The 8,492-nt window shown below is 56.5% G+C and carries 9 protein-coding genes; all 9 read right to left on the bottom strand.

Annotated elements, in window-relative coordinates; all coding sequences use genetic code 11:
- Window positions 1-194: 194 nt before the first annotated feature.
- Window positions 195-926: a UMP kinase gene (gene pyrH / locus VL688_06225; protein HTL47645.1), complete on the bottom strand. Its 732-nt coding sequence runs from the start codon at window positions 924-926 to the stop codon at window positions 195-197.
- Window positions 927-950: 24 nt separating this feature from the next.
- Entirely contained in the window at window positions 951-1,559 is a 609-nt protein-coding gene (locus tag VL688_06220; protein ID HTL47644.1) for a translation elongation factor Ts, read from the bottom strand.
- Window positions 1,560-1,595: 36 nt separating this feature from the next.
- The gene (gene rpsB, locus VL688_06215; protein ID HTL47643.1) at window positions 1,596-2,486 is read right to left on the bottom strand and encodes a 30S ribosomal protein S2; all 891 of its coding nucleotides are present in this window, start codon (window positions 2,484-2,486) and stop codon (window positions 1,596-1,598) included.
- 179 nt (window positions 2,487-2,665) lie between these two features.
- Entirely contained in the window at window positions 2,666-3,166 is a 501-nt protein-coding gene (gene bcp, locus VL688_06210; GenBank protein HTL47642.1) for a thioredoxin-dependent thiol peroxidase, read from the bottom strand.
- 24 nt (window positions 3,167-3,190) lie between these two features.
- Window positions 3,191-3,616: a DUF2203 domain-containing protein gene (locus VL688_06205; GenBank protein ID HTL47641.1), complete on the bottom strand. Its 426-nt coding sequence runs from the start codon at window positions 3,614-3,616 to the stop codon at window positions 3,191-3,193.
- Between the two features lie 136 nt (window positions 3,617-3,752).
- On the bottom strand, window positions 3,753-4,640 hold the full coding sequence (gene metF / locus VL688_06200; GenBank protein HTL47640.1) for a methylenetetrahydrofolate reductase [NAD(P)H]: 888 nt from the start codon (window positions 4,638-4,640) through the stop codon (window positions 3,753-3,755).
- Between the two features lie 89 nt (window positions 4,641-4,729).
- Window positions 4,730-5,695, bottom strand: a complete 966-nt coding sequence (locus tag VL688_06195; protein HTL47639.1) for a M48 family metalloprotease — start codon at window positions 5,693-5,695, stop codon at window positions 4,730-4,732.
- A 273-nt stretch (window positions 5,696-5,968) separates the two neighbouring features.
- Window positions 5,969-6,583, bottom strand: a complete 615-nt coding sequence (locus VL688_06190; GenBank protein ID HTL47638.1) for a redoxin domain-containing protein — start codon at window positions 6,581-6,583, stop codon at window positions 5,969-5,971.
- Window positions 6,580-8,492: protein-disulfide reductase DsbD domain-containing protein (locus VL688_06185; GenBank protein ID HTL47637.1), on the bottom strand; the 1,913-nt coding region annotated here is incomplete at its 5' end. The genes VL688_06185 and VL688_06190, both read right to left, overlap by 4 nt.

Genomic DNA, 8,492 nt, shown 5'->3' with positions numbered 1-8,492 from the left:
TTCAACGGCGTCGGCGTGTTGTAATAATTGACCTGAATGCCTTCTACAAGAGCGATCGAAGCGCGGCCCGTGCGGATGTTTTTGAATTCCTTGCGCGTCGATTCCACGGCCTTGGACATGCTCTTCTGCATTTCATCAACGACTTTTTTGACTTCGGGAGAGGCAATCATCGCAACCTCCTAGAGGTGGGTGTTTTACGAATGGACCAGAGTACCGATGCGTTCTCCGGCGATCACCCGGCGGATGTTCCCCCGCCGCGTCAGATCAAAAACAATGATCGGCAGGTCATTTTCCATGCAAAGGGAAACCGCCGTGGCATCCATGACCTTGAGCCGTTTTTTCAAGACCTCAATATAAGGAAGCTCTTCGAACTTCTTGGCCTTTTTGTCCTTCACGGGATCGCTCGTGTAAATGCCGTCGACTTTCGTCGCCTTGAGGATTACATCCGCGCCGACCTCGACGGCACGCAGCACCGCGGCGGTATCGGTCGTGAAATAAGGATTGCCCGTGCCCGCGGCAAAAATGACGACGCGGCGCTTTTCCATGTGGCGCATCGCTTTCCGGCGGATATAAGGCTCGGCCAGTTTGTGGACGTCGATCGCCGACTGCACGCGGGTCGGCACATCGATCTTTTCCAGGGCTTCCTGGAGCACCAGCGAATTCATGATCGTGGCCAGCATCCCGATGTAGTCGGCCGTGGAGCGTTCCATGCCCGCCTCGGCGCCCTGAAGGCCGCGGAAAAAGTTGCCGCCGCCGATGACGCAGGCGAGGTCCACGCCCATTTCATAGACTTCCTTGATCTGCTCGGCAATGGAGGCGGCAATTTTGGGGTCGACGCCGAATCCCGCGTCGCCTTGAAGGGCTTCACCGGAAAGTTTGAGGAGGACGCGCTTGTAGGCGGAAGGACTTTTCGACTGTTTTGCCATCGAAATTTCTAGGGGTTGTACGGCTTAAAGACTGCCGCCGACTTCGTACCGCACGAAACGCCGGATGATGATGTTCTCTCCGATTTTCGCAATCGTCTCGTTCAGGTAATCGGCAATCGTCTTCGAATCGTCTTTGATGAACTTCTGATGCAAAAGGCAGATCTCTTCGAACCTTTTCGTGAGCTTGCCCTGGATGATTTTGTCCTGAACGTCCTGCGGCTTGCCCGCCACCTGGCTCTTGTAAACTTCCTTTTCCTTGTCCAGTTCGGCCTGCGGGATGCTTTCCTCGCTCACGAACAGCGGGTGCGCGGCCGCGATCTGCATGGCGACATCGCGGATGAAGGCCTGGAACGTCTCGTTGCGGGCCACGAAATCCGTCTCGCAGTTGACTTCCAGAAGCACGCCGAGCTTGCCGCCGGCATGAATGTAGGAAATGATCTGGCCTTCCTTGGCCTCGCGCGTCGACTTCTTCTTTGCGATGTCGAGGCCTTTCTTGCGGATGATCTTCTGGGCTTCTTCGAGGCTGCCCTTGGCTTCCACGAGCGCATTCTTGCAGTCCATCATGCCCGCGCCGGTCAACTCGCGCAGCTTGACGATGTTCGATTTGTCGTTGGCTTCCGTGCTCATGGTCATTCGCTGATTCCTTTGATCAGGGCCTGCGGCCCGGGATTACTTGCGAAGCGGTTTCGGGGCTTTTTCGGTTTTCTGCTTCTTATCTTTTTCGACTTGCGCGACTTTCTCGGCCTTTTCCACGACGGCGGCGAGTTCGGGCTGCTCTTCGGAGAGCGGCGAACCGGCTTTGTCGGCAGCAGCCGCTTCCGCCTTTTCTTCGGCTTCCTTTGCGCGCTGCGCTTCCTGTTCGGCCACGATCTTCTTAAAGCCGTCACGGCCTTCTTTCGCGGCTTCGGCCACGCTTTCGCAGAAAAGCTTGATGGCGCGGATGGCGTCGTCATTGCCGGGGAACGGCCAATCCACAACATCGGGATCGCAGTTCGTATCGAGGACCGCGATGACCGGAATGCCAAGCTTGCGGGCTTCCTTGATCGCGATCTCTTCTTTCTTCGCGTCAATCACGAAGATCGCCCCAGGCAGGCGCTTGAGGGCGCGGATACCCATGAGGTTCTTCTGCAGCTTTTCGCGTTCTTTCTTGAGGGAGCCGGCTTCTTTCTTCGTGACGAACTGGAAGCTGCCGTCTTTTTCCATCTGGTCGATCATGTCCAGACGGCCGAGCGACTTGCGGATGGTATCGAAATTGGTGAGCATGCCGCCGAGCCATCTCTGGTTCACGTACGGCATATCGCATTTCTGCGCCGCATCGGAAATGGGGTCCTGCGCCTGCTTCTTGGTGCCGACGAAAAGGATTTCTTTTCCTTCTCCGGCGATGCCCTTCACATACTCGAGGCCTTTTTTCAGGTACTGAACCGTGATTTCGAGATTAATAATGTAGATGCCATTGCGCTCCCCGAAAATATACTTCTTCATCTTCGGATTCCAGCGCTGCGTCTGGTGCCCGAAATGGACACCGGCTTCGAGTAATTGTTTAATCGTAATATCGGCCAATGGATAACTCCCCGTTGATAAAATGAAGGCGGCTTTAGGCCGCCCTAATTACAGAACTGAGCAGGATTGAAAAGAAGGTTCTTGGAAGAAACTTCTCCGGACATTAAGCGTCGGGCGAATATTATAGCAAAAAAGACTTTATCAACAAGCCTTTTTTAGGCCTTGGCGGGAGGGTAAACTTAGGCGTTTTCAAGGGCTTCCAGCACTTCCTGCCAGTGCCCCTCGACCTTCACCTTGGGGAAGATCCGGGATATCTGCCCCTTCTTATTAATAATGAGGGTCGTCCTTTCCACCCCCATGTATTTACGCCCATAAAGCGACTTTTCCTTCCAAACGCCATATCTTTCTAGCATTTCTTTACTCTCGTCGCTGAGCAGCGTAAAGGGCAATTTGTACTTATCCCTGAATTTATCGTGGGCCGCCACCGAATCGGGGCTGACTCCGAGGATGACGGCGTCCCGGGCTTGGATCTTCTTGAGGTTGTCGCGAAAATCGCAGGCTTCCCGGGTGCAGCCCGGGGTATCGTCTTTGGGATAGAAGTAAAGGACCACGTTCTTCTTTCCTTTATAGTCCGACAACCGGATATTCGCCCCTTCCGTGGACGGAAGGTTAAAAGCAGGGGCGCTTGCCCCCTCTTTAAGGGCAGAAGAAGAACTTGCGGTTTTAGAAGCCGCCGGCATGAGGTCTCCTGATTTGTCCTATTATTAAAGGATGTCGCGCTGGGGCTCCAGAGGAGTCCTGCTCGTATACCCTTTTCCGATGTCATGCCAGCAGGTAATCTCGGTTTCGCCGAGCTGCCAGCACAAATAAACCACCCGTCCCTGATAGACCGTGTAAAAATCCACAAGACCGCGGTCCACATCCTTCAACATGCAGCCGAACTGGTGAATCGAATCAATGATCCCGTAAAACTCGTTCACAGCTTTTTCGTACGCGGCCATCCCAGTCTGGACGGCTTTGCTCTTTCCGCCTCCGACAAGCTCCATCAGGTCGATTTCCACTTCCAAAAAGGAAATCTGCTTTTTCTTGGCTTGCACCTGGTGGATGAGTTCGGTCAACTGGGGAATGAGCCCGTTGGCTTCCTGAACCGTGTACATGCGAAGCTGATTGATTTGATTCTCATCGTCCACAGCAGGGTCCTTTCGTTGGGGGTTGGGAGCCCGTCCCAAATTCCCGCGCGGGGACTTTATCGCGGGCTCCAGGAAAACCTCTGACTCAGACGCAAATCACCATGCTTCCTGATCAAGCAGCAACATTTTGTCTTTGTTACTTTGTTTTTGCAAGCCCTAAATTGCGGCAGATGTCGCGCGTGGCCTTGGATTTGTTCAGCGTGTAGAAATGAATGCCGGGAATTCCGCGGCGAAGCAGCTCATCGCATTGCCGGACCGCGTAATCGATCCCGAAACTTTCCACTGAGGCCTGGTCTTCGCCGAACCGTTCGATGGCCTTCATCATTTCCGGCGGGATTTTCGCGCCGCACATGCCCGCGAATCTCTGGATCTGCGGCCCGTGCGTGACCGGCATGATGCCGGCGATGATGGGGATGAGGATGCCGGCCTTGCGCGCGCGGTCCACGAAATCGAAATAGTCGCGGTTGTCGAAAAAAAGCTGGGTGATCACGGCATCAGCCCCGGCATCGACTTTCATTTTCAAATGATCGAGGTCTTTTTGCAGGTCGCGGCATTCCATATGCCCTTCGGGATAACCCGCGACCGCGAGCGAAAAAGCCTGTCCCAAGTCGTTTTGCTCGCGGATGAAGCGGACAAGCTCGGAGGCATAACGGAAACCGTTCTCGGCCGCCCGGAACGAGGTCTCCCCTTTGGGCGGGTCCCCCCTCAGCGCGACGATGTTCTCGATGCCGGCGCTCTTGAGGTCTTCCAGCACCTTGCGGATCTCGCCGCGGGGATGGCCGACGCAGGTCAGGTGCGCCGCCGCTTCCAGGCCGATCTCATTCTTGATCTTGCGGACGATACGCAGCGTGTTCTGCCGGGTGGTGCCCATGGCCCCGTAGGTCACAGATATAAAGGAAGGCGAAAGCTCTTTCAGCTCGCGGACCGTATCGAAGAGCTTGGCTTCGCCTTCGTCGGTCTTGGGCGGGAAAAATTCGAATGAAAAAGTCCGTTTGTTTTTGAGGAAGATTTCGGTCAGCTTCATAGATCACGGAAATCATAACCGAGAGGCGGCGGCTTGAAAAGAACTTCCTCGGAGAACTTGCTCAACCGCCGGTTGAACGGGATAGGCTCTTAGTGAGCGTCCGCTTTTTGCTGCAGGGATTCTTTGCGCTGCAGGTCTTCGAGCGCAAGCGGCGTCACGTGGTGCACTCCGAGCTGGGGCACGAAGAGGATGGAACTCGGCGCATTAACGCTGGTCTGCCGGACTTCGGCCAGCGTGTCGGCCTTGAATTCGATGGAGACGGCCTTTTCGTCGAAGGTCATTTTAGCCAGGCGCTCGTCCAGCATCATGCGCCTGTCCTGGAAAGGCGGATGCGCGTTCATGAACAGAACGAACCGGCCCACGTCCCCCATCTCCACTTTCGAGAGGCGGTCCATGAACGTCTGGAGCCCGCGGGCGTCATAGCCTGCCTGGGTCATGAATTTGATGGCCATGTCGTCGGCCACGATTTCAGCATCCGCATTGAATCTCCGGCTGACGTATGGCGCGGCTTTTTCCATGCCCTTCAACCCGTAATTGATCGCCGTGCCGTAAGTGCCGATGCTGTCGCGGGCCAGCTCGCTCCCTTTCAGCATGTACTGATGCAGCTTCTTCATGTTGGTGTGCTGCGGGATCGAAGAATAATCGTAATGGGAAATGTGCCCGATCTCATGCGCGAGGAGCGCGGCGATCTCATCCTCGGTGCCGACAAAGTTGAGGAGCCCCCGCGTCATGTAAATATAGCCTCCCGGCCCGCCGAACATGTTGACCTCCTCATCATCCAGGAGAATGATTTTATACGGCAGATGCGGGCGCGTGGAAACCGCCGCGATGTTGTCGGCGATCTTGCTGATGTAGGCCTGGAGTTTGGGGCTGTCGAAAACGCGGTAATTTTCCAGGACCCGTTCGTGGTTTTCTTCTCCGGCCTTGATTTCACCGAGGTCATCGAGCGTGAGAGGAAGCTCGGTGCTGATAATGCCCTTGCGGTCGAGGTGGTGACAACCTGTTGCCAAAAGAGTTACGGCGAGAAGAAGAATGCGGGAAAAACAGTTCGGCATAACCGGCTCCGGCGGACACGGCACTTGGCCCGTGCCTCTATCCAAAAGATACCTTAGCCGGAGTCCTTTACCAAATGGCGGCCGCGCCGCAGCTATCCAATAAATATAGTGCGTTATAACAAATTAAAACGGCCTTTTTCGAGCGGAGAAGTCCGTGAGAAGTATGCGTGCGGAGGTCCGGCGTGGCAACCCCGGCCCGCCATTTGCTAGAACTTGCTGGAAAAAGTCCGGAATGTTAGGCCTGTGTTTTTTAACCGGAAAAAAAAGCCCGCGTCAGGAAGCGTATTTGATCGAACAGCCGTAGGACTTGGTGGACGGCGTGCTCACGGGCTGGCCGCTCATGGCCTCGTTCAGTGCCTGGCTCACGTAATTGGTGGCTTCCTTGATGTCGGCGGGATCCGCCGAAGGAATGCTGTCGATGGCGCCCTCATAGATCAGCACGCCTTTCGGATCGATGACGTACATATGCGGCGTGGTTTTGGCGCCATATTGTTTTCCAACGAGCCCCTTGGGGTCGAGCAGGACAGCCGTGGGGAACGCCTTCCTGTCCGTGACAATCTGCTTCCATTCTTTGGCGGAATAATGCCCTTGTTTGCCGGGCGCCGACGAAGCAATGGAAAACCACACAACCCCTTTGGAAGTCATTTCCTTTTGCAGCGCCTGCATGGTGCCGCTGTCATACTGCTTATGGACAAAAGGACAATCGGGATTCGTCCATTCCAGGACCACGTAATTGCCCTGCTGGCCGACGAGGGTCTGCTTCTTCCCTTCGATGTCGGTCAAGGTAAAGTCGGGCGCGATTTCCCCGACCTGCACGTCCGCGCGCGCAAGGCGGGGAAAAGCCAGCGCGATCACGGCCAATGCGAGAAAAAATACTTTCGCTTTCATAAAGCCTCCTTGGGTTTCTTTTCCGCGTCTATGGCGGCCTTAAAAACTTTGTCGACGGCCTGCACGACCAGGTCCGCCGTGATGATTTCGGGCAAAAGGACGGGCTCGCTATGCCCGGGCCCGTACAAAACATAAAGCGGGATGCTGCTTCTCCCATACCCGGCCAGCGCGCGGGCGATGCGTTCGTCACGGGAAGTCCAATCGGCTTTCAACGGCACGATCTTCAGTTCCTCGAATTTCTTTTTGACACGGTCCTGGTCCAGCGCGATCTTTTCGTTGACCTTGCACGTCAGGCACCACGCCGCGGTAAAGTCCACAAAGACCGGCGTGCCGCTCGCGCGGAGCGACGCAAGCCGCTCGTCCGAATAAGTTTCCCACGCGATTTTCCCGCCGTGTCCCGGAGTTGTCACATGCGCTCCCGACTGCAGAAAAAAAATCCAGCCCAGCCACGCGGCCGTCGCCAGGAGAAGGACGCCCATGAATTTTTTGAGCCCCGACATCCACGGCCCGGGCCTGGGCACGAATGCGAGCAGGCGCGGGAAAAAGGAAAGCAGCAGATACGGGAATGCCATGCCAAGCCCCAGCAGCGTGAAGACGGCCAGCGACACGGCCGGAGGCTGCGTCAGCGCAAAGCCCAGCGCGGCTCCCATGAACGGCGCGGTGCACGGCGTCGCGATCACGGTGGCGAGCACGCCGCCGAAAAAGCTGTTGCCCAGGCCGGACTTTCCCGTCAAAAAACCTCCAAGCCCCGTGAGCGAAAGGCCGATTTCGAAAAAACCGAAAAGGCTGAGCGACAGAATCAAAAAAAGGACAGCCAGGAATCCCACGAAAACCGGCGACTGGAGCTGGAATCCCCAGCCGATCTCATGCCCCGCGGCCCTGAAAAATATCAAAGCGCCGGCCAACAGCCAGAAAGAAACCAGAACTCCCGCCGTGAACGCGATCCCGTGCAGGCCCGGTTTGATTTTCTGCTCGGAAGCCTGTTCCACGAAATTCAGGATCTTGATCGAGAGTACGGGAAAAACGCAGGGCATGAGATTCAGGATCAGCCCGCCCAGGAACGCGAATACGAGCGCCGCGCCCAATTTCATGGGAGCGCCGCCCGCGGACTCCGGAAAATCCCGCGGCGTGACAGGGGCCTTGATTTCGAGCGACGTCTCCGAACCGGCGCCGCGCCAGCCCTCTTTGGAAACAAGAATGCCTTCCAGCGCGTCCAGCTTGCCGGTGAAAAGATTGCCGCGCTTCAGAATCAGCTCATAACCCGACTCGATTTTGCGCGCGGTTTGAGGCGCGGCATGGTCGATCAGTTTTTCGTCGTAAGGGAAAAAAGACAATCCGGAAAGCAGGTATGCGTTCGGGGACGTGATGCGGAGGACGAATTGCTTTTTTCCCGTGAACGCTTCCGCCCGCCATTCCGATTCACGCAGCGGGAAACGGGCGCGGGTTTCCGCGAAAACGGTAGCCTTTGCCGGGTCCGGCGCCGGGACTTCCGCTTTCACGGGAAGATGCAGCGACAATTCCGCCTGCCCGGGAATGCACACTTCTTCGCAGGCGAGCCACGTGGCTTTGGCCTTGAGTTCGATGTCCTGCCCGGGAGTCAGTGATGCGGGAGGCGTGATCTGGACCGGCAGCAGCACTTCGTTTTCATACGCGTAAACGGCAAGCGGCGGCAAATCCACCTTTTCAGGCTGCGGCCATTGAAGGGCGCCGGCCTCGAAGCCTTCGGGCAGATTCCATTTGATCTGCGTCGGCAGTCCGGAATCCCCGGGATTTCGCCAGTAAGTGTGCCAGCGCGGTTCCATCTTCAAATGCAGGCCGGCCCAGAAGGGCGTACCCGGCTGAATGGAAGTGACTTCAGAAACCAGCTCGGCCTCGGTATGAGCCGAACGCACCGGTTCCGCCTGCGCGG

Source organism: Verrucomicrobiia bacterium, from assembly GCA_035495615.1.
Classification (GTDB): domain Bacteria; phylum Omnitrophota; class Omnitrophia; order Omnitrophales; family Aquincolibacteriaceae; genus DATJFP01.
Note: the sequence above shows the minus strand (reverse complement) of the source record. Positions and strands in the feature narration are given on the sequence as shown.

Coding starts and splice junctions, on each gene's coding strand:
- pyrH (HTL47645.1), bottom strand. CDS start 926: ATGGCAAAACAGTCGAAAAGTCCTTCCGCCTACAAGCGCGTCCTCCTC.
- VL688_06220 (HTL47644.1), bottom strand. CDS start 1,559: ATGACCATGAGCACGGAAGCCAACGACAAATCGAACATCGTCAAGCTG.
- bcp (HTL47642.1), bottom strand. CDS start 3,166: ATGCCGGCGGCTTCTAAAACCGCAAGTTCTTCTTCTGCCCTTAAAGAG.
- metF (HTL47640.1), bottom strand. CDS start 4,640: ATGAAGCTGACCGAAATCTTCCTCAAAAACAAACGGACTTTTTCATTC.
- VL688_06195 (HTL47639.1), bottom strand. CDS start 5,695: ATGCCGAACTGTTTTTCCCGCATTCTTCTTCTCGCCGTAACTCTTTTG.
- VL688_06190 (HTL47638.1), bottom strand. CDS start 6,583: ATGAAAGCGAAAGTATTTTTTCTCGCATTGGCCGTGATCGCGCTGGCT.